The organism is Chryseobacterium sp. SIMBA_029 (genome assembly GCF_046535275.1).
Taxonomy (GTDB): Bacteria; Bacteroidota; Bacteroidia; order Flavobacteriales; family Weeksellaceae; genus Chryseobacterium.
On record NZ_JAWRXA010000147.1, the window covers coordinates 1 to 315 of the forward strand.

The window sequence follows — 315 nt, forward strand, 5'->3', positions numbered from 1 at the left end:
TGATTCGTGAAGGAATCTTGCCAATGAAAGGAAATGTCCAAATACCAATTCTGCTACAGATTTTGAGGATGCAGTAGGTGTATTTATTATTTTTATACCCTTGCTTTTTGCATATTCAACATCAATATTATCCATTCCGATGCCTCCTCGCCCTATAATTTTAAGGTTTGGGCATGCATCAATCAGGTCTTGTCTCACTTTCGTTGCACTTCTTACAAGAAGAACATCCACATTATTATCGTTGATAAAATTAATAACGTGATCTTGAGCCACTCTATTGTCCAGAATTTCAATTCCGGCTTCTTTTAAAGCGCG

At 36.8% G+C, this 315-nt stretch carries 1 pseudogene; it reads right to left on the minus strand.

The features are described 5' to 3' along the window. A pseudogene (locus SB679_RS23575) lies at positions 1 to 315 on the minus strand (3-phosphoglycerate dehydrogenase); the annotation flags it as partial.